This window comes from Pistricoccus aurantiacus, from assembly GCF_007954585.1.
GTDB lineage: Bacteria > Pseudomonadota > Gammaproteobacteria > Pseudomonadales > Halomonadaceae > Pistricoccus > Pistricoccus aurantiacus.
The window spans coordinates 3,021,141-3,038,295 of record NZ_CP042382.1 but is presented as its reverse complement, the minus strand read 5'-3'; the positions used below and the strand labels follow the sequence as shown (position 1 = coordinate 3,038,295).

Here is a 17,155-nt window from a genome sequence, read left to right as displayed (position 1 = left end):
CCATGACAAGCAAAGACAAGGCCAGCGTTCTCGATCCGGTCACCTTCGAAGTCCTGAAGAACGCCTTCGCCACCAGCGTCGATCTGATGAGCGAGCAGATCCTGCGTACCTGCTACTCGTTTGTCATCTATTCGCGCGATTTCTCATCCGCGCTGTGCGATGCCCAGGGCAATACGGTCATGCAGGGCAGCGGCGACATCGCGGTGCACGTGGGGACCCTCCATTTTCAGTGCAAGGCCGTACAGGAGGAGTTTGGCGACGACATTCATCCTGGGGATGTCTTTGCGATCAACGATCCCTATCGCGGCGGCACGCACCTTAACGACGTCAGCTTCATCCGTCCTATCTTTTGCGAAGGGGAGATCATCGGCTTTGCGCAGAACAAGGGGCACTGGGCGGATATCGGCGGCAGCGTGCCCGGTTCCTTCGATGTCAACGCCAGCACGCATTTCAGCGAGGGGCTTCGCATCACGCCGGTGCGTGTCTGGCGCGGGGGCGTTTTCCTGCACGATGTGGCCCAGCTGCTGGTGTCCAACACCCGAGCCCCCGGTCAGGCGATGGGGGATCTGCAGGCCCAGGCGGAAGCCACGGCGGTGTGTGAGCGTGAGGTCCTGCGCCTGGTCGAGAAGTATTCCAAGGCCACCGTTGTCGCCGCCATGCAGGAGACCCAAGACTATGTCGAGAGGGTCGTGCTCAAGAGCCTGGCGGGCATGCCCCAGGGAGAGTGGGAGACGATCGACTATCTCGACGCGGACCCCGCGCTGGGCGAGGGAATGGTGCCGATTCGTATCAAGCTGACGCTGGATGGCAACGGCATCCACTATGACCTTTCCGGGTCGGCACCCGCCGTCTCCACCTTCCTCAACTCCGGCTACGGCACGACGCACTCCGCCATCTACGCGGGCACCAAGACCTTCTTTCCCGACGTGCCGCTGAACTCCGGCTTCTATCGCGCGGTGACGGCCAATATCGGCGCAGAGGGCAGCGTGGTGAACGCGGGGTGGCCCCATGCGGTGACGGGCTTCTGCTCGGGCCCCTACGAGAAGATCATGAACGGGATCTTCGAGCTGTGGAGCGGCATCATGCCGGAGCGCGCCATGGCCTGTGCGTTCAACCTGGAATACCTGCTGATCGGCGGCAACGATGGTCGCTCCGACAGCAGCAACTACTTCATGTGGTATGACTGGATGGCCGGTGGCTGGGGAGGGCGTCAGACCAAGGACGGTTCGTCGGCCACCTCGCCGGTATTCGGCACCGGCCTCGCCGTTCAGCCGGTAGAAGGTCAAGAGCGTTTGAACCCCGTGCTGACGATGCACCATGAGATCAGTATGGATTCAGCTGGTCCGGGCCGCTTCCGCGGCGGCTGCGGCGTCGAGAAAGGCGGCAGACTGACCCAGGTCGACAAGACGGTGATGAGCTACTGCTGTGACCGCAGCCGTTCGGTGACCTGGGGGGTGAGCGGCGGGCTGCCTTCCGTGCCCCACGGAGTGTGGCTCAACAAGGGAACGCCGGACGAGAAGTACCTGGGTGCCACTTTCTCGAATGTTACGGTACGCTCCGGTGATACCTTTACGCGCCCCTCGGCGGGCGGCGGTGGCTTCGGCGATCCGCTGGAACGCGACGCACAGGCCGTGCTGGAGGATGTGATCGATGGCTATGTATCGGTCGAGCGCGCGGAGTGCGACTATGGCGTGGTCATCAAGATGAATGATCCCGATATCGACGACTATGAGATCGATGACGAGCGCACGGCCAAGGCGCGGGAATGGATCCGAGCACATCGGCACGAGTGGTTGCAAATGGCCCCCGAAGACGTTGCCAGGCAGTACCGTGATGGCGAGCTGGGCGTGCTGGACGTGATTCGCCGCTACGGCGTAGTGCTTGACTGGGGCACAGGAGAGCTGTTGGCAACGTCGACACGACAGTATCGTGACTCCCTACGCAAGCGCTCCTCGGAACACTGGGCGTAATACGCTGGTTGATGTCATGAACAGCGAGGCCTCGGACAAGTCAAAGACAGCCGGGGTCTCGCTATGTCACCACTCGCACCGGAGTGAAAAAATGACATGAAAACAACGACTATAAAGCCAAGTACCAACGCACGATCAAAAAATGACGAGCAGGCAAAAGCCGGCGAACCGTCAAGGTTCAATACGCAGCCAAGGTCAAGCGCGCAGAAACGCTGGACGCAGCTTGTTTCACAGACCTATTTTCCGCTGACCCTGCATTACGGCGATCACGACGAAGATATATTTCAGGGATCGCTGAAGGTCTGGAAAGCCGAGGGAAGCGGCTATTCCCTGTCGCGACTGTGCTCCGACAGGGCCGAGTACTCCAGGTCTCGGTCGCAGATCTCCGAGGACAATCATTCCTCGTTCCTGGTGACGATTCCACTGCGGACAAGCGTCTTCTTTTCCCAACATGGAAAAAGCTTAAGCTGCCCGCCGGGACATTTCATCGTTGAGCAAGGCGATGCGCCCTACCGGTTTGGCTACAAGACGCCAAACGACATGTGGGTCTTCAAGATTCCGTGTGGATCGATGAAAACCCGCATTCGCCGCCCGGAACGCTATTCGCAGCACTGTTTTTCCGCACAGAAAGGCATCGGATGCGCCTTTGTGGAGTTCCTGATGATCTGCTCGCAGCATGTGGACGAATGCAGCGTGGAGGAGCAAAACCGGCTATTCGAACAGGCCCTGGGCATGCTATCGATGGTGCTGGAACAGGATGAGCGAGTGTTGAACAGCGATCAGTCGCATTTGAAAACCGCCCATCTTGTACGTATCGAGCGCTATATATCGGTCAACCTGGGCGATCCTGACTTGACGCCTGCCCGAATCGCGCATTTTTGCGGCATTTCCTTGCGCTATTTGCACAAGCTATTCTCAGGTTCGGGGTATACGGTAAGCGAGTGGGTGCGTTTGCAGCGTCTGGAAGCCGCGCATCGAGAGCTTGAGTCTATTCCTGAGGGAATTCATATCGGCGAGATTGCCTATCGCTGGGGCTTCTCGAACCAAGCTCAGTTTTGCCGCATGTTTCGCCAACAGTTTGGTTATTCTGCCAGTGAGTTGCGAAACAGCTCATCGCGGCAGTCGAAGTTTAACAGACAGAATGCCCATCCTGCGATGCAGCACAAGGCAATGTTTATCCCAGCATGAAGAGTCACTACTATGGAAAGAGCACAGGCGACCAGCCATCTGCAGATTGAAAATAGTCAAGTCCTTGTCACTCGTTGGGACTTTCCGCCCGGCTCTGAAACCGGTTGGCACCGCCATGGTCATGATTACGTCATTGTGCCGATAACGGATGGCAAGATGCGGCTGGAAACTCTCGAGGGAAATCGCGATGTTATTCTGGAGGCGGGTGTTTGCTATAGCCGCGTGGAAGGCACGGAACATAATGTGATCAACGATAGTGATAGTTTTTTTTCGTTCGTGGAAGTTGAGATTAAATAGAGGCTGGGCGATTCCAAGCGCAACGCTATCGCGCTGTGTTCGGATTGAAGACGGCTTGCTCGACTATTACAGATGGCGATTATCTGCATTGTCTTCTCACAACCGCTAGACCTCGAACGAGAGTAGTTCGCTTCATTCAATTACCTTGGGTGGTTAACGGCTTGGCAGGCAAACCCCTGCATGGGCTGATACAATTACCGTGGAAACTTAATTCAGCGAGGGCATCATGAAAGTACTCGTCGCGGTCAAGCGGGTCATCGACTACAACGTCAAGATTCGCGTCAAGCCGGATAACAGCGATGTGGATCTGACCAACGTCAAGATGGCCATGAATCCCTTCTGCGAGATCGCCGTGGAAGAAGCGGTGCGGCTCAAGGAGAAGGGTGTCGCCACGGAGGTGATCGCGGTTACTGTCGGGCCCAAGGCGGCCCAGGAGCAGCTGCGCACCGCGCTGGCTCTGGGAGCGGATCGTGCCATTCATATCCAGACCGACGAGCGGGTCGAGTCGCTGGCGGTGGCCAAGCTATTGAAGCAGGTCGTCGACGAGGAGCAGCCAAATCTGGTGATGCTCGGCAAGCAGGCCATCGATACGGACAACAACCAGACCGGGCAGATGCTCGCTGCCCTGACCGGATTGCCCCAAGGCACCTTCGCCTCGAAGGTCGAGATCGAGGGCGAGACCCTGCAACTGACTCGGGAGATCGACGGCGGCCTGCAGACTCTGTCACTCACGCTTCCCGCCATCGTCACCGCGGACCTGCGCCTGAACGAGCCGCGCTACGCGAAGCTGCCGGATATCATGAAGGCCAAGAAGAAGCCTCTGGACGTCAAGACGCCGGAGGATCTCGGGGTCGAGGTGGCTTCCAAGATAAGCTTGCTCAAGGTCGAGCCGCCGGCGGAACGTCAAGGCGGCGTCAAGGTGAGCTCCGTGGATGAGCTCCTGGACAAACTCAAGAACGAAGCCAAGGTGATTTGATGAGCATTCTCGTGATAGCCGATCATGCCGGAGGCGAGCTCGCCCCGGATACCGCCAGTGTGGTGGCGGCGGCCAAGCAACTCGGCGATGATATTCATGTGCTGGTGGCCGGGGAAAACCTCGACTCCGTGGCCCAAGCCGCCGCCAAGCTCGACGGTGTGACTCGAGTGCGGGTCGCGAATAATGCGGTCTACGCCCATCAGCTTGCCGAGCCCCTGGCGGAGCTGGTGGTCTCCCTGGCGGATGACTACTCACATCTACTATGTAGCGCGTCCACCAACGGCAAGAACGTCATGCCGCGCATCGCCGCCCTCAAGGACGTCGCTCAGCTTTCCGATGTGATCGCCGTGGAAAGCGAGGACACTTTCAAGCGTCCGATCTACGCAGGCAACGCGGTTGCCACGGTACAGAGTGGCGACTCTTTGAAGGTGCTCACCATCCGTACCAGTGCCTTTGATGGGGTAGGCCAGGAAGGAAGCGCGGAGATCGATGCCATCGATACCGTCGTCGATAACGAAAAATCACGCTTCGTCGACGAGCAACTCGCCAAGAGCGATCGCCCGGAGCTGGGTGGCGCCAGGGTGGTGATTTCCGGTGGTCGCGGCATGGGCAGCAAGGAAAACTTCCAGTTGCTCGAAGGCATCGCCGACAAGCTCAACGCGGCCATCGGCGCATCACGTGCCGCGGTGGACGCGGGCTATGTGCCCAACGACTATCAGGTGGGTCAGACCGGCAAGATCGTCGCCCCGGATCTGTATATCGCCGTGGGTATCTCGGGAGCCATTCAGCACTTGGCGGGGATGAAGGATTCCAAGGTAATCGTGGCTATCAACAAGGACGAGGACGCGCCAATTTTTCAGGTGGCGGACTATGGCCTGGTGGGTGACCTCTTTCAAGTCCTCCCGGAGCTTGAACAAAAACTTTAGCAAATCGCCTGAAATTGGCGGGCCCCACAGATTTACCATGCCGGCGCAACGCCGGCATTTTCATACCGTTACACGGCTATTATTGATAATTATTACTTTTTGATATAGATTCTTATCCCATTCTTGTTGTCATGATGGAGAAAGCGGTGTCCTGTCCCCCGACCCTGACTCGCCTGGGGTTTGTGTTGCTGCTTTGCTGGCTTTCCACCCTCGCCATCGCCGATACGACCCGAACGCAGGAAGCCTCGAAGGCTCAGGCGGAACTGCAAGCCAGGATCGAGGCGGCGGATGACGAAACCCGGCGCAAACTGCAAGCCTTGCGCGACACTCGCACCAATATTCAACGGCTCGAGGCCTATAACGCGGAGCTGATACCGCTGCTGGAGCGTCAGGCCCGAGAACTCGACCAGCAGGAAGAGGCCTTGAACAGCCTGACGCGGACCCGGGAGGCGCTGCCGGTGCTGATGCGCTCGCTAGTCGAACGCCTGGAGCGTTGGATCGAGTCGGATATGCCGTTTCTGCGCAAGGAGCGCCTGGCGCGAGCAGCGAGTCTTGAAACACTGCTGAGTGACCCCCAGGTCAGTCCTTCAGACAAGCTCGAGCGTATTCTCAATGCCTGGCGTGCCGAGCTTGATTATGGCCGCGAGGTGGATACCTGGCGCGGCCAGCTGGAAGACGGCGATCAGGCACGGGACGTGGAGTTCCTGCGTGTGGGTCGGGTGGGCTGGTATTACCTGACCCCCAACGGCCATGCGGGAGGAGTATGGAAAAACGCCTCCCGGGAGTGGGTTTTCCTCGCGGAAGGCGAATTGAAGTCGCTGCGCAATGGCCTGCGTATCGCTCGGGATCAGCGAGCGCCGGAGCTGCTGATCCTGCCGGCGTCCCTAAGCATCAAAGATCAGGCACCAACGTCTTCACCGGCAGAGGAGAGCCGCTCATGAGCCGGCGGATGCGGCACGGCGCGATGATCGTCGTCGGTGCGCTCGTCGCGACGTTGATGTTGCTACCCGCTCAGGCTCAGGACGACCAGAGCACCATCGAGACCCTACAGGCAGATCGTCAGGCCGACCTGGCACGGGACAATCAGCGCCTGGCCGCACTGGTCGAGGATCCCGAGGCGTTGGAAAAGGCCTTGGAAGAAGCGCAATCGGAGTTCGCCGATGTGCAGGAGCGACGCCAGGCGCTGGAAAAGCGCAAGGAAACCCAGCAGGAGCGGCAGAATACCTTGGCGGATCGTCGAGACGAGCAGGGCAGCGATCTGGATGCGGTGCGGGATGTGCTGATCAACCAGAGCAGCGAGCTGCGGGACAGCCTGCACGACAGCTGGCTGACTCTCGGCGGCCCGGAGCTGCCGCCGAGGCTGGCGGAAAAGGATCGGGTGCTCAAGCCCGGCCAGCTCGAAACCCTGGCGGATCGGTTGATGCTGCTGACCGCCGCTACCGGCGAGGGGGTTCGGCTGCAGGCGTTCGTGGCGGACCATTCGGGTGAGCGAAGTCGTCAGGACGTGATTCGTCTGGGGGATTTCCTGGCCTTCAGCGATGGCGAGATGCTGCGTCGTCAAGGAGAAGACGATCGCCTGATGGTCAGCGAGAAGACGCCGGCAAAGGCGCGAAAGATACTCTCCGCCTTCCAGCAGGGCGAAACGAATCAAGTGGTGCTCGACCCGACCAAGGGCAAGGTGATCGATGCCCTGGCCCAGCAGCCTACCCTGATGGAACGTTTCCATCAGGGCGGTGCGGTAGGCTATGTGGTGGTGGCCCTGGGGGCGCTCGGCCTGCTGGTCGCTCTGGTGCAGTATCTCTATCTGCTCAAGGTGACGTTCGCCCTGCGCCGCCAGCGCAAGCACATGCAAGCGCTCAAGGACGACAACCCCTTGGGACGAGTGCTCAAGCGCTTCAGGAACCTGAGCCGGGAACACGCGCCGGAAGCCTTGGAGGCACGCCTGGACGAGGCGCTGCTGGCGGAGATGCCGCGACTGGAGCGCGGTCAGGCTCTGGTCAAACTGTTGGCGGCGATCGCCCCCTTGCTTGGATTGCTTGGCACCGTGACCGGCATGATCGTGACCTTTCAATCGATCACCGTATTCGGTACCGGCGATCCGCAGCTGATGGCCGGCGGCATCAGCCAGGCCCTGGTGACCACGGTTCTCGGGCTGATCACCGCGGTGCCGCTGCTGTTTGCCCATACCGCCTTGACCAGCCGCAGCCGCCATCTCGTCGGCGTGCTGGAAGGTCAGGCCAGCGCCGTGCTGGCGGAACGTCTGATGCAGGAAAACGCCCCGCAGCCGGAGCCGCGTCATGAACCCGTCGTGGCTTGAGCCGCGGCAATGGTTTGAAGCACTACAGGGGCTTGAATCCCTGGAACGGTTGTTCGACGCCGGCGGGAGTGTGCTGGTGATGATTGCCCTGGTGGCGGCGGTTCTGTTTTCCCTGGCCCTGGAGCGCTGGTGGTATTTTCGCGTTACGCACCAGAGAGAGCGGCGCGCCTTGGTAAATTACTGGGCTGCCCGTCGGGACCATGTCAGCTGGAGCGCCCTGACCCTGAGGGATGTCTGGTCTAGGGCGCTGTCTCGACGGCTGCGAAGGCCGCTGCCTTGGCTCAAGCTGCTGGTGGGCATCTGCCCATTGCTGGGGCTGCTGGGCACGGTTACCGGCATGATCGCGGTGTTCGATAGTCTGTCCTTGAACGAGGTCAACCAGGCCCGAGCCATGGCGGACGGCGTCGCCCGGGCGACTCTGCCCACCCTGGCGGGCATGGCAGTGGCGGTGGTGGGTCTGCTCTTCACCACCCGGCTCGAACATATCATTCGACGCGAGGATCAGAAACTGCAGGATCGCATGGCTCGCGCCGTGGAGGAAACTCATGCGTAGACGTCGTCTTGGCGCGTCAAACGAGGAGTCCGGCGAGGTCAATCTGACGCCGATGCTGGATGTGGTCTTCATCATGCTGATCTTCTTCATCGTGACCACCAGCTTTATCAAGGAAAGCGGCGTCGAGATCGAGCGGCCCCAGTCCAGCGCGGCAACGCCCCGGGCGGACGCTCAGGTACTGGTGGCCATTACCCCGGAAGGCGCCGTCTGGGTGGATGGCGATCCGGTGGATATTCACCGAGTGGGTGGCGAAGTGGCCAATCTGATCAGCGACGATGGCGGCGTGGTGATCCAGGCGGACAAGGCTTCCCGCACCGGGCTGTTGATTGAAGTGATGGATCGCATCCGCCAGGCGGGCGTGGTTAACATCGCCGTGGCCGCCAACCGGGAGGCATCCTGATGCGGGCAGGGGTTGCCATTCTGGGCGGTCTGCTGCTTACCCTGCTGCTGTTCGCCTTGCTCGCCCAATTGGTGGTACCACCTCAGGCGCCACCGGAGCTCCCGCGGCAGGTCACCCTGGCCATGGTGGAGGCGCCGGCGCAGCAGGAGGAATCGCCGACTCCGGCTTCTGCCTCAAAAGCGATGCCGGAGCCACCGACACTTGTCGCTGCCAAACCGCCGCCCGCGCCGGAGACACCCAGTCCGGTCAGTGTGCCGAACACACCGCCTAGGGAAACACCGCCACTCGAGACGAAAATCGAGCCGGACCCTCGGCCCCAGCCTGAGCCACAACCCGAACCCAAGCCGGATCCGCGGCCTTGGGCGCGGGAAAGCAGTCCGGCACCGTCCATGGATACGAGCGCGAATCCAGGGGATCAAGCGCCCGCGGCGAATACCCAGGGCGAAGCGATGGAGGTCGCCACCCCGACGCCGACCAAGCGGGTGCCACCGGAATACCCGGCTCGCGCCCAGCGCCGCGGTATCGAGGGCTTCGTGGAGATGCGCTTCACCATCCGTCCCGACGGCAGCGTCGAGCCGGGTTCCATTCAGGTGGTCGACGCCAGGCCTCGGCGGGTCTTCGACCAAGCGGCGCGGCGCGCCATCGCGGATTGGGCGTTTCCTCGCGCCGAGCGACCGCGGATCGTCACTCAACGGCTGGAATTCCAGCTACGCTAGGCGAAAGACAGCTCCGTCCATACCGGGGCGTGATCCGAGGGTTTTTGCATGGCACGCAGCTCGTAGTCGATTCCTGCGTCGGTAACGTTGTCCTCGAGCGCCGGGCTGACCAGGATATGATCGATGCGCAGGCCGCGACGCGGGTCGCGATCGAAGCCCTTGGAGCGATAGTCGAACCAGCTGAAGCGGTCGTCCCTGTCCGGATAGCACAGACGATAGCTGTCCTTCATGCCCCAGTCGTGAATGCGCTCGAGCCATTCCCGCTCGATGGGCTGGAAGCTGGTCTTGCCCTCCCGCAGCCAGCGCTTGCGGTTGGGCTCGCCGATGCCGATATCGATATCCTGAGGAGAAATGTTGAAATCCCCCATCACCGCCACCCGCTCCTGGGGACGGTGATCTTCTTCCAGCAGCCGCGCCAGCTGGGCATAGAAGCGCTTCTTGTGAGGAAACTTGGTGGGATGATCGACGTTTTCCCCCTGGGGAAAGTAGCCGTTCCAGACCGTGAGCGGCTTGCCGTCGGGAAGCGCCAGCCGGACGCCGATCATGCGCCGCTGGGCGTCCTCGCCGTCGTCCGGGAAACCGTGGAAGACCGCTTCGGGTTCGTCCCGGGTCATCAAGGCGACGCCGTAGTGGCCTTTCTGGCCGTGATAGAAGACGTGATAGCCCAGCGCCTCGATCATGTCGCGAGGAAACTCGCTGTCCTGCACCTTGGTTTCCTGCAGGCCGATCACCGCCGGGCGATGGGCGTCGACCAAGGCTTCCAACTGGTGGGGGCGTGCTCGCAGGCCGTTGATATTGAAGGAGACCAGACGCATATCAGGACTTGTTGCCTTCTTCTGAAGAGGATGGATGTATATCGATGACAGTGGCTTCCCGCTGCTGGCGGGCCAGCTTGCGTGCGGCCTGAAGCTTGCGCTGTTTCAGCTTCTTCTGGGTGAAGCGCCGGGAGGACACCACCTGATCCGGATTGTCATGGCGCCACTTCTTGTAGTCCTTGCGTTTGCCGGTGCGTATCTGCACCTTGTCCGCCAGAGAGCGGGTCTTCTTCTTGCGCGTCACGGGGCATGGCTCCTTGAAACATGGGCGCTCATTCTACCAGCGATGAAGACGATAGAGACAGAAGGGCGCAAAAGTCGCCGGTGTTTCTCCTGAACCGCAGCGCCAAGGGCTGGTACACTAGGCCACTTTGCCGAACGCTGAAACAGTCAATACAACACTACTTCGATCGAGGAGGAACCCAGGTAAGCCTATGAGCGAGTCGGAAAAGGCCCAGGCCTCAACTCAGAATCACAAGCCCAAGCGTCGTCGGCGCAAGCCGCGTCGCTCCCAGTCGAACTGGGATCCGCGCCAGTTTCAGGTGCCCGCGGTGGCGGGGAAGTGGCGCTTTCACGATTTCGACCTGCCGCTGCCGCTGATGCGCGCCATTCATGCCCTGGGCTTCGAATACTGCACGCCGATTCAGGCGGAAGCCCTGGCCAATACGCTGCTGGGCGGCGACGTGGTGGGCAAGGCGCAGACCGGCACCGGCAAGACCGCTGCCTTCCTGATCGCGATCCTGGCCTATTTCCTCGAGGAGGAAAAACCCGATGGCCAGCTGCCCGGTGCGCCTCGGGCCTTGATCATCGCGCCCACTCGGGAACTCGCCCTGCAGATCGAAAAGGATGCCAAGGCCCTGGCCCGGTTCACTTCGCTTAATGTGGCGAGCGTGGTGGGCGGCATGGATTACCAGAAGCAGCTCGACAGTCTGCGCAAGACCCTGGATATCCTGGTGGCGACCCCGGGGCGGCTGCTGGATTTCCAGCAGAAGAAGGACGTGGATCTTTCCCAGGTGGAAGTGCTGGTGCTGGACGAAGCGGACCGCATGCTGTCCATGGGCTTCATTCCCGACGTCAAGCGTATCATTCGCTACACTCCCAAGAAGGAAGAACGCCAGACCTTTCTGTTCTCCGCCACCTTTACCCAGGACATTCTCAATCTCGCCAGCCAGTGGACCCAGAACCCGGCTTACGTCGAGATCGAAGTGACCGTCGAGAACCAGGCGGATATCGACCAGCGGGTCTATCTGGTCAGCGACGAGGACAAGCAGCGTCTGCTGATCAACCTGCTCAAGCAGGAAGCCTTCGATCGGGTCATGGTCTTCGGCAATCGTCGTGATCTGGTACGCAAGCTGGACGGGCTGCTGCGTCAGGCGGATATCAACGTCGCGATGCTTTCCGGCGACGTGCCGCAGTCTCAGCGTATCAAGACCCTGGAGCGCTTCCGGGAAGGCGAGATCCAGGTGCTGGTGGCGACGGACGTGGCGGGTCGCGGCATTCATATCGACGACGTCAGTCACGTCATCAACTATACCCTGCCGGAAGATCCGGAAGACTACGTTCATCGTATCGGCCGCACCGGTCGCGCCGGCGCCAAGGGTGTCTCGATCAGCTTCGCCGGGGAGGAAGACGCCTTCTCGCTGCCGGAAATCGAGCGCTACATCAACGACAAACTGCCCTGCGAGCATCCGCCGGAAGGCTTGCTATAAAGCGTCATGGGCCGGTTGGCCATGACAGCGTTGGTGGAAGGGCTGATAGAGAAGACCGCATGCTCGAGCAGGATCTGAAAGACGAGATACAGGGCGCCTATCGTCAGGTGCTCGAGGCGCTCGGGCTGACGCCACGCTACGGACAGCGGCTGATGATCGCGGAAATCGCCAACACCCTGGCGGAGATCGAGGCGGACGACTCCGGCAAGCGTCTTTCCAACGAACACGTCTGCGTGCTGGAGGCGGGTACCGGCACCGGCAAGACCCTGGCCTATCTGCTGGCGGCGCTGCCGGTGGCCAAGGCCCGTGGCAAGCGCCTGGTAGTGGCCACGGCGACCATCGCCCTGCAGGAGCAGGTACTGCATCAGGATCTGCCGGCCCTCAAGGCCCACAGCGGCTTGAGTTTCGATTACGCCCTGGCCAAGGGGCGCGGGCGCTATCTCTGCGTGGCCAAGCTCGACCAGGCCCTGGATGGCGCGGAGGTCAACCCGACGCTTTCGCTGTTCGAGCAGGCCCTGGCGTCCCGAGAGGGCGACGATTTCCACGCCCTGGTCAAGGAAATGGCGGAGGCTTACGGCGCCGGCCGCTGGGAAGGTGATCGGGATAGCTGGCCGGTCACCATCGAGAATCACCAATGGCGGCAGCTGACCACGGATCACCGCCAGTGCACCAATCGGCGCTGCGGTCATTTCGGCGCCTGCGCCTTCTTCCGCGCCCGGCGCGATCTGGAAAACGCCGATATCATCGTCGCCAATCACGACCTGGTGCTGGCGGATCTGGCACTGGGCGGCGGCGTGGTGCTGCCAAGCCCTCAGGATTGCATCTATATCTTCGATGAAGGTCACCATCTGCCGGACAAAGCCATCGAGCACTTCACCCATCATTTCGCCGTCAACGGCGCGCTGCGCTGGCTGCGTACCTTGAAGAAATCCCTGACGGAACTGAACGCGAACCTGGGCGTTCAGCCTACCCTGGCAAGATTGCTGGGCGGCTTTCCCGAGGCCATCGCTGCCCTGGAGCCGCGCCTGGGAGAAGTCTTCGCCTTGGGGCATCAACTGGCGGAAGCCGAGGAAAAACTGGCGCAGAAACGCCCCGGTCGCTACGTGAGAGAAGGCGAGGAGGGTAATCGTCAGCACCGCTTCCCCCTGGGGGAGGCGCCGCTGGCGCTGCGGGAGCAGGCGAGCGGTCTGGTGACGATCTTCGCGGAGCTTTCCCTCAGTCTGGAAAGCATGGCGGATATCCTGCGGGAAAGCCTCGACCCGGACAAGCACACCGGCCTGCCTCGGGAACAGGCGGAACCCTGGCTCCCCTTGATTTCCCTGCTACAGGGTCGTGCACAGGAAGCCCATGGCCTGTGGCTTGCCATGAGCGAGCAGGATGATCCCCAAGAGCCGCCCCGGGCGCGCTGGCTGAGCTTCGAGCAGATGCAGGGAGATCCGGAACTGACTTTTTCGGCAAGCCCCGTCTCCGCCGCCTCGACCCTGGCGCGAACTCTGTGGGGTAGCTGTTTCGGCGCGGTGGTGACTTCCGCGACCCTGACCGCCCTGGGGCGCTTCGAGCGCCTGCAGGAGCGGGCGGGGTTGGCCAATCGCTATCGCTATCAGCGTTTGCCGAGTCCTTTCGATTATTCCCGGGCAGTGCTCAGCGTCCCCCGTGAAGCCGTCGACCCCGGTGACCGCGAGGTTCATGAGCGGGCCATCGTCAATTTCATCGCCGGGCTTGAAGATTCCGAGGCGGTGCTGATGCTGTTTTCCTCCCGCGCCCAGCTGCGGGCGGTGGAGAAGACGCTGCCAAAGGCAATGAAAGAGCGGGTATTGGCCCAGGATCGCATGCCCAAGCGCGAACTGCTGGAGCGTCATCGAGAGCGCATCGACGCGGGTCAGGGCAGCATCCTGTTCGGTCTGGCGAGCTTCGCCGAGGGCATCGATCTGCCGGGAAAATACCTGACTCATGTGGTGGTGACGCGGCTGCCGTTTTCCGTACCGGACGATCCGGTGGGAGCAACCCTGGCGGAATGGATCGAAAGCCGCGGCGGCAACCCGTTCATGCGTATCGCAGTGCCGGACGCCTCGATCAAGCTGGTGCAGGCTTGTGGGAGATTGATTCGCAAGGAGTCCGATCGCGGTCGCATCACCCTGCTGGACCGGCGGGTACTGACCCGCCGCTACGGCGCGGCGCTGCTGGACGCGCTGCCGCCGTTTCAGCGGGAAATCGACGGCAGCACGGTGAGGCGAGCTTAAGCGGGCTGGGTCTGTTCGGCTTGGCTGCGCGCCGCCAATACGGGTTTCAGCCGCTCGTTCATCGACATGAAGGTTTCAACGGTAGTCTCCCAGTCGATACAGGCATCCGTCACCGACACGCCATAGGTCAACTGGCTGAGATCATCGGGAATCTTCTGGCTGCCCCAACCGAGATTCGATTCCACCATCAGGCCGATGATCGAGCGGTTGCCGTCGAGGATCTGATGGGTAACGTTCTCCAATACCAGGGGCTGCAGCGCCGGGTCCTTGTTGGAGTTGGCGTGAGAGCAGTCGATCATGATATTGGGCTTGATGCCGCCTTTCTTGAGTTCCTTTTCCGCCAGGGCGACACTGACGCTGTCGTAGTTGGGCTTGCCGTTGCCGCCGCGCAGCACCACATGGCCATAAGCGTTGCCGCGGGTGCGGATGATCGCTACCTGACCTGCGGAGTCGATGCCCAAAAAGTTATGAGAATGGGCTACGGACTGCAGAGCATTGATGGCGACTTCCAGGCTGCCGTCAGTGCCGTTCTTGAAGCCCACCGGGCAGGACAGACCGGAAGCCATTTCCCGATGCGTCTGGGATTCCGTGGTGCGCGCGCCGATCGCCGACCAGCTGATGCAGTCCTGCAGGTACTGGGGAGAAATCGGGTCCAGCGCTTCCGTGGCCAGAGGCAGGCCCATTTCCGCGAGTTCCACCAGTAGCCGGCGGGCTTTGTGCAGGCCTTCCTCGATCTCGAAGGAACCGTTCAGGTGAGGATCGTTGATCAAGCCTTTCCAGCCCACGGTGGTGCGCGGTTTTTCGAAGTACACTCGCATGACGATATACAGGCTGTCCTTGACCTCGTCCGCGAGCTTGCGCAGACGGCGCGCGTAATCCAGCGCCGCTTCCACGTCGTGAATGGAGCATGGGCCGACGACTACCAGCAGGCGCGGATCGCTGCCGTCGAGAATGTGCTGGACAGTCTGGCGACCCTCGATCACCGTACGCTCCGCGGCTTCCGTCAGAGGAACCGCCTGCTTGAGGGCTTCTGGAGTGATCAATACGTCCTGGGCAAGGACGTTCAAGTTGTTGACCTGTTGCTGTGACATACCGCTACCTGTCTAATAGACGCATCTGCAAAAACGTCGCGTTTTACGTCTAGCGAAAAGAATTCGCGCGCCAAGAGGAATATTGACGCGAGAAGAGAAAACATGAGACGTACTCTTGCTTAAAACATGAGACGTACTATCGCTTGTAAGAGCGATAAAAATCAACGCGGGAATGGAACTCCATGAATGCTTGCCGCCAAGGCTCCAGGTGGATGATATGAATTGCTTGTCGAAGCACCGTGTTCGATCCCCGGCGCTCTCTTGGGTGTCACGCCTGCCGTTTCCCCGGTCGGGGAGGCAGTGAATGAGTACTCGGGAAACCGATCAGCAGCTCGTGGAGCGCGCTCAGCAGGGTGATAGCCGTGCCTTCGATCTGTTGGTGAAAAAGTACCAGCACAAGATTCTTGGCCTGATCGGCCGCTATGTTCACGATCACTCGGAAGTCCAGGATGTGGCTCAGGAAGCTTTTCTGAAGGCCTATCGCGCCCTGGGCAAGTTTCGCGCCGAGAGCGCTTTCTATACCTGGATGTATCGTATCGCCATCAATACCGCCAAGAATCATCTGGTCTCCAGAGGGCGGCGGCCTCCAGGCAGCGATCTGGATATCGTCGATGCGGAAATTCTCGATCACAGCGGGCGTCTTTCCGACCTGGAAACCCCGGAGGCGGTGATCGCCCGAGATCAGCTCGAGGCGGCGGTCTTCGAGGCCATCGAACAATTGCCGGAAGATTTGCGCACCGCCATCACGCTGCGCGAGCTGGACGGTCTCTCCTATGAGGACATCGCCCAGATCATGGATTGCCCGGTGGGCACGGTGCGCTCGCGTATCTTTCGCGCTCGAGAAGCCGTCGATCGGCATATTCAGCCCTTGATGACCACGTCGCGGAATCAGGATTTGATCAATGAATAACGATTCTGACGATTGAGTGAGCCGGGGATGAACTGTTGGCGCTTTATAACGTCATAGGTTAACAATCGTCCCGGATGAAGTCTTTCAAATGAGCCGAGAAGCGACATTGGGGCAGGTAAACAGGGTGCCGAGCACGTCGGGCAAACGTACTCAGGCGTAATCGTTGAACTGTAAACTGATGACGGGCGAGCGCCGCGTCACGATGAGGGTGCGAGTAATGAATCAAGATGCGCGGGAGACGTTGTCCGCCCTGATGGACAACGAAGGGGATGAACTCGAACTACGCCGTTTGTTGAAGGTGCTTGACGACACCCCTGACACCGCCGACTGCTGGCGACGTTATCACCTGATTCGTAGCATGCTATTGCGTGATCGGGACGTTGATATCAACGTGGATCTGTCAGCGGGCATCATGAATCGCATCAAGGATGAGCCGCTGCCGGTGGTCGAGCCTTCCGACGTTTCACAGACAAGCACGTCAGCGCCGCGTCGCGGCTTCGCTTTCGCGGGCAGCGCCGCCATCGCGGCGGCGGTATCGCTGATGGTGATCACCGGCGTGCAGTTCTACAATGGTTCCAGCGGTACGAATGCCGGTGATGCGGTACTACCGGGTTTGGCCTCCGGCGAAGCGCCGACCGCCGCCTCGCCTATGACACCCGGTGACAGTCAGCGTCCTTCACTGGTCGATCTGCCGCTCTTCCAGTCTCCATCCGCGTCCTTTGCACGATCCCCCTCCGGCCTGATGAACATCAGCGCCGAGACGCCTTCGTTCATGTCGCCAAGGACACACCAGTCTCAGGCAATCAATAATCAGGAGCAGGCGCGCCTCTTGCAGACCTATCTGGATCGACACGCTCAAGGTTCGGCCTATCGCAGCGGTGATGCCTGGACCCCGCTGCTGCGCGCTTCCGGTGACGAGTTTCTGGGATTGCGTTGATGATGAGAGGGGTAACGATTTCTGACGGTCGTTTGCGAGGCTGTTATTCACTGCGCGCCTGGGGGTTGACGGTTTGCCTGATGGGGTTGGTTGTTACCACGACGGCTGCT

At 60.8% G+C, this 17,155-nt stretch carries 17 protein-coding genes; 14 read left to right on the top strand and 3 right to left on the bottom strand.

Annotated elements, in window-relative coordinates; translation table 11 throughout:
• Positions 1–2 precede the first annotated feature (2 nt).
• The 10 genes from FGL86_RS14350 (at position 3) to FGL86_RS14305 (ending at position 9,343) form a co-directional block, all read left to right on the top strand.
• Positions 3–1,970 carry a hydantoinase B/oxoprolinase family protein gene (locus tag FGL86_RS14350; RefSeq protein WP_147185216.1) on the top strand — a complete coding sequence of 656 codons (1,968 nt, stop codon included), beginning with the start codon at positions 3–5 and terminating at the stop codon, positions 1,968–1,970.
• Between the two features lie 96 nt (positions 1,971–2,066).
• A complete protein-coding gene (locus FGL86_RS14345) occupies positions 2,067–3,158 on the top strand; it encodes an AraC family transcriptional regulator (protein WP_147185215.1) in 1,092 nt (363 codons plus the stop codon).
• Positions 3,159–3,170: 12 nt separating this feature from the next.
• Positions 3,171–3,455 (top strand): cupin domain-containing protein, encoded by a 285-nt coding sequence (locus FGL86_RS14340; RefSeq protein ID WP_147185214.1) that lies wholly within the window; start codon positions 3,171–3,173, stop codon positions 3,453–3,455.
• Positions 3,456–3,681: 226 nt separating this feature from the next.
• A complete protein-coding gene (locus FGL86_RS14335) occupies positions 3,682–4,431 on the top strand; it encodes an electron transfer flavoprotein subunit beta/FixA family protein (RefSeq protein WP_147185213.1) in 750 nt (249 codons plus the stop codon).
• Positions 4,431–5,357, top strand: coding sequence for an electron transfer flavoprotein subunit alpha/FixB family protein (locus FGL86_RS14330; protein ID WP_147185212.1), 927 nt, complete (start codon positions 4,431–4,433; stop codon positions 5,355–5,357). Before FGL86_RS14335 ends, FGL86_RS14330 begins: the two co-directional genes overlap by 1 nt.
• A gap of 146 nt (positions 5,358–5,503) precedes the next feature.
• Entirely contained in the window at positions 5,504–6,298 is a 795-nt protein-coding gene (locus FGL86_RS14325) for a DUF3450 domain-containing protein (RefSeq protein ID WP_246131649.1), read from the top strand.
• Positions 6,295–7,674, top strand: coding sequence for a MotA/TolQ/ExbB proton channel family protein (locus tag FGL86_RS14320; protein ID WP_246131648.1), 1,380 nt, complete (start codon positions 6,295–6,297; stop codon positions 7,672–7,674). The genes FGL86_RS14325 and FGL86_RS14320 overlap by 4 nt, the downstream gene beginning before the upstream one ends.
• Positions 7,655–8,227, top strand: a complete 573-nt coding sequence (locus tag FGL86_RS14315) for a MotA/TolQ/ExbB proton channel family protein (RefSeq protein ID WP_147185211.1) — start codon at positions 7,655–7,657, stop codon at positions 8,225–8,227. The genes FGL86_RS14320 and FGL86_RS14315 overlap by 20 nt, the downstream gene beginning before the upstream one ends.
• Positions 8,220–8,627 (top strand): ExbD/TolR family protein, encoded by a 408-nt coding sequence (locus FGL86_RS14310; protein WP_147185210.1) that lies wholly within the window; start codon positions 8,220–8,222, stop codon positions 8,625–8,627. Before FGL86_RS14315 ends, FGL86_RS14310 begins: the two co-directional genes overlap by 8 nt.
• On the top strand, positions 8,627–9,343 hold the full coding sequence (locus FGL86_RS14305) for an energy transducer TonB (protein ID WP_147185209.1): 717 nt from the start codon (positions 8,627–8,629) through the stop codon (positions 9,341–9,343). Before FGL86_RS14310 ends, FGL86_RS14305 begins: the two co-directional genes overlap by 1 nt.
• Here the strand turns inward: FGL86_RS14305 and xthA are convergent.
• Both xthA and FGL86_RS14295 read right to left on the bottom strand, forming a co-directional pair.
• The gene (xthA, locus tag FGL86_RS14300; protein ID WP_147185208.1) at positions 9,340–10,158 is read right to left on the bottom strand and encodes an exodeoxyribonuclease III; all 819 of its coding nucleotides are present in this window, start codon (positions 10,156–10,158) and stop codon (positions 9,340–9,342) included. The genes FGL86_RS14305 and xthA overlap by 4 nt on opposite strands.
• A 1-nt stretch (position 10,159) precedes the next feature.
• Positions 10,160–10,402 carry a hypothetical protein gene (locus FGL86_RS14295; protein ID WP_147185207.1) on the bottom strand — a complete coding sequence of 81 codons (243 nt, stop codon included), beginning with the start codon at positions 10,400–10,402 and terminating at the stop codon, positions 10,160–10,162.
• A gap of 190 nt (positions 10,403–10,592) precedes the next feature.
• Between FGL86_RS14295 and rhlB the strand changes: the two genes are divergently transcribed.
• The gene (gene rhlB, locus FGL86_RS14290) at positions 10,593–11,867 is read left to right on the top strand and encodes an ATP-dependent RNA helicase RhlB (RefSeq protein ID WP_147185206.1); all 1,275 of its coding nucleotides are present in this window, start codon (positions 10,593–10,595) and stop codon (positions 11,865–11,867) included.
• Positions 11,868–11,926: 59 nt separating this feature from the next.
• Positions 11,927–14,107 carry an ATP-dependent DNA helicase DinG gene (dinG, locus tag FGL86_RS14285; protein WP_147185205.1) on the top strand — a complete coding sequence of 727 codons (2,181 nt, stop codon included), beginning with the start codon at positions 11,927–11,929 and terminating at the stop codon, positions 14,105–14,107.
• Here the strand turns inward: dinG and FGL86_RS14280 are convergent.
• The gene (locus FGL86_RS14280) at positions 14,104–15,198 is read right to left on the bottom strand and encodes a 3-deoxy-7-phosphoheptulonate synthase (RefSeq protein ID WP_147185204.1); all 1,095 of its coding nucleotides are present in this window, start codon (positions 15,196–15,198) and stop codon (positions 14,104–14,106) included. The two genes, dinG and FGL86_RS14280, sit on opposite strands and share 4 nt — an antisense overlap.
• A 304-nt stretch (positions 15,199–15,502) precedes the next feature.
• On the opposite strand from FGL86_RS14280, the gene rpoE reads away from it, so the two are divergent.
• Positions 15,503–16,108 carry an RNA polymerase sigma factor RpoE gene (rpoE, locus tag FGL86_RS14275; protein WP_147185203.1) on the top strand — a complete coding sequence of 202 codons (606 nt, stop codon included), beginning with the start codon at positions 15,503–15,505 and terminating at the stop codon, positions 16,106–16,108.
• A 217-nt stretch (positions 16,109–16,325) separates the two neighbouring features.
• The gene (locus FGL86_RS14270; protein ID WP_147185202.1) at positions 16,326–17,045 is read left to right on the top strand and encodes a sigma-E factor negative regulatory protein; all 720 of its coding nucleotides are present in this window, start codon (positions 16,326–16,328) and stop codon (positions 17,043–17,045) included.
• Positions 17,046–17,155: the final 110 nt, after the last annotated feature.

Bases quoted from the DNA above. Each gene is read 5' to 3' on its own strand.
- FGL86_RS14310 (WP_147185210.1), top strand. From the start codon at position 8,220: ATGCGTAGACGTCGTCTTGGCGCGTCAAACGAGGAGTCCGGCGAGGTC.
- FGL86_RS14305 (WP_147185209.1), top strand. From the start codon at position 8,627: ATGCGGGCAGGGGTTGCCATTCTGGGCGGTCTGCTGCTTACCCTGCTG.
- FGL86_RS14335 (WP_147185213.1), top strand. From the start codon at position 3,682: ATGAAAGTACTCGTCGCGGTCAAGCGGGTCATCGACTACAACGTCAAG.
- rpoE (WP_147185203.1), top strand. From the start codon at position 15,503: ATGAGTACTCGGGAAACCGATCAGCAGCTCGTGGAGCGCGCTCAGCAG.
- FGL86_RS14340 (WP_147185214.1), top strand. From the start codon at position 3,171: ATGGAAAGAGCACAGGCGACCAGCCATCTGCAGATTGAAAATAGTCAA.
- FGL86_RS14270 (WP_147185202.1), top strand. From the start codon at position 16,326: ATGAATCAAGATGCGCGGGAGACGTTGTCCGCCCTGATGGACAACGAA.
- FGL86_RS14350 (WP_147185216.1), top strand. From the start codon at position 3: ATGACAAGCAAAGACAAGGCCAGCGTTCTCGATCCGGTCACCTTCGAA.
- FGL86_RS14315 (WP_147185211.1), top strand. From the start codon at position 7,655: ATGAACCCGTCGTGGCTTGAGCCGCGGCAATGGTTTGAAGCACTACAG.
- xthA (WP_147185208.1), bottom strand. From the start codon at position 10,158: ATGCGTCTGGTCTCCTTCAATATCAACGGCCTGCGAGCACGCCCCCAC.
- dinG (WP_147185205.1), top strand. From the start codon at position 11,927: ATGCTCGAGCAGGATCTGAAAGACGAGATACAGGGCGCCTATCGTCAG.
- rhlB (WP_147185206.1), top strand. From the start codon at position 10,593: ATGAGCGAGTCGGAAAAGGCCCAGGCCTCAACTCAGAATCACAAGCCC.
- FGL86_RS14280 (WP_147185204.1), bottom strand. From the start codon at position 15,198: ATGTCACAGCAACAGGTCAACAACTTGAACGTCCTTGCCCAGGACGTA.
- FGL86_RS14320 (WP_246131648.1), top strand. From the start codon at position 6,295: ATGAGCCGGCGGATGCGGCACGGCGCGATGATCGTCGTCGGTGCGCTC.
- FGL86_RS14345 (WP_147185215.1), top strand. From the start codon at position 2,067: ATGAAAACAACGACTATAAAGCCAAGTACCAACGCACGATCAAAAAAT.
- FGL86_RS14330 (WP_147185212.1), top strand. From the start codon at position 4,431: ATGAGCATTCTCGTGATAGCCGATCATGCCGGAGGCGAGCTCGCCCCG.